The organism is Microcystis sp. LE19-41.2A, assembly GCF_027530405.1.
GTDB classification, from domain to species: domain Bacteria; phylum Cyanobacteriota; class Cyanobacteriia; order Cyanobacteriales; family Microcystaceae; genus Microcystis; species Microcystis aeruginosa.
Genome location: NZ_JAPZQJ010000493.1, coordinates 1 through 1,194, shown reverse-complemented (window position 1 = coordinate 1,194; position 1,194 = coordinate 1). Strand labels below are relative to the sequence as shown.

The window sequence follows — 1,194 nt, the reverse complement described above, 5'->3', positions numbered from 1 at the left end:
TTAAGAAAACTGAAGGCGAGAACTTACAAAGACTTAATAGAAGGGATTGAATTGGCTATGTTAGAAGTTACTCAAAAAGATATTCGCAATTGGTTTACTCACTGTTGCTACTGTACCTCATAAGTCAGAGAATTGCTATATCTATTAAGCTACTGATAGAGAATTATCTTGCTGCCAACGAATAATACTAACTAGATACATCAGAAGATGAGAGGAGACCATTTAAGTACCGAGGAAAAAGAGTTAAATTCCATCAGGTATAATTAAATCAATCATTTCTTTACGATTTTTTCGATAAATATAGAAATCACTATCTATCGTGAAAATAGAACTACCCCCGATTAATTTACTCATTCTCACCACACAAGCATCGGCAAAGGACATCGGAACGGATCGATAACGTTGCATTAATTCTCGAATAGCATCTACTTCTTCACTAAACTGAAAGGGGATAACGATCTTTTTACTCATAACTAATCCCATGACAGCATCTTCACCGCCATAAACATTTTGTAATAAAAAACACGCTTCGGTAATGACAGCTTCACAGCTAAAGAATGGATAGGACAAATTAGCGGTTGCTTGAGTTGCCCATTGGTGAAAGGCTTCTCGACGGTTGACTATTGCCACTAAAAGTCCCGTATCTAACAAAATATTTGACTTCATTTGCTGCCGATACCTCGAAGATAGTCTTTATTACTGGCTAAGTCTCCCGGCCCCCCATCCACACAACCAATGTATTCCTCGGCCGCTTCAGAAAATGAAATCGGTTTTTCTTTCTCTGAAATTTCTGTTTTCTGTGCCTTAAATTGCAAGAACTCAATAAAATTTATTATTTCTTGCTGTTGTTGCGGGGTAAGAGCGTGCAGTTTTTCTATAATCATTTCTGATAGGACAGTTGCTTTATTCATGAAAATTCTAGGCTGGTTTTTTCTCTCTTATATCTTATCGCTTACTTCTCCTCAACGAAAAAAATGATAAGAATTAAACCGCAAAATCAAGATTCTGTCCGGGAGTGAAAATCAAGTTTTTAGTCGATGAATTTTAAATTGGGGGTTCTTCGTTACTTGGTATGGTTCGATAGGGGGGCATAAATCGACTAAATCCTTATCTGGCAAGAGACTTAATTGATTAGTTCGCTCTAGAGCAAAAACAATTGACAAAAATCGCTAAATGCCTTTCTCTATAAGGGTT

The 1,194-nt window shown here is 36.7% G+C and carries 2 protein-coding genes and 1 pseudogene; 1 reads left to right on the top strand and 2 read right to left on the bottom strand.

Annotation, left to right across the window (positions count from 1 at the left end):
• A pseudogene (locus O9290_RS20755) lies at positions 1–123 on the top strand (IS630-like element ISMae26 family transposase); the annotation flags it as partial.
• Positions 124–243: 120 nt separating this feature from the next.
• On the opposite strand, the gene O9290_RS20750 reads toward O9290_RS20755, so the two are convergent.
• The gene (locus O9290_RS20750) at positions 244–666 is read right to left on the bottom strand and encodes a type II toxin-antitoxin system VapC family toxin (protein ID WP_288058521.1); all 423 of its coding nucleotides are present in this window, start codon (positions 664–666) and stop codon (positions 244–246) included.
• Positions 663–911, bottom strand: a complete 249-nt coding sequence (locus O9290_RS20745; RefSeq protein ID WP_002763269.1) for a DUF2281 domain-containing protein — start codon at positions 909–911, stop codon at positions 663–665. Before O9290_RS20745 ends, O9290_RS20750 begins: the two co-directional genes overlap by 4 nt.
• Positions 912–1,194: the final 283 nt, after the last annotated feature.

Coding starts and splice junctions, on each gene's coding strand:
- O9290_RS20750 (WP_288058521.1), bottom strand. CDS start 666: ATGAAGTCAAATATTTTGTTAGATACGGGACTTTTAGTGGCAATAGTC.
- O9290_RS20745 (WP_002763269.1), bottom strand. CDS start 911: ATGAATAAAGCAACTGTCCTATCAGAAATGATTATAGAAAAACTGCAC.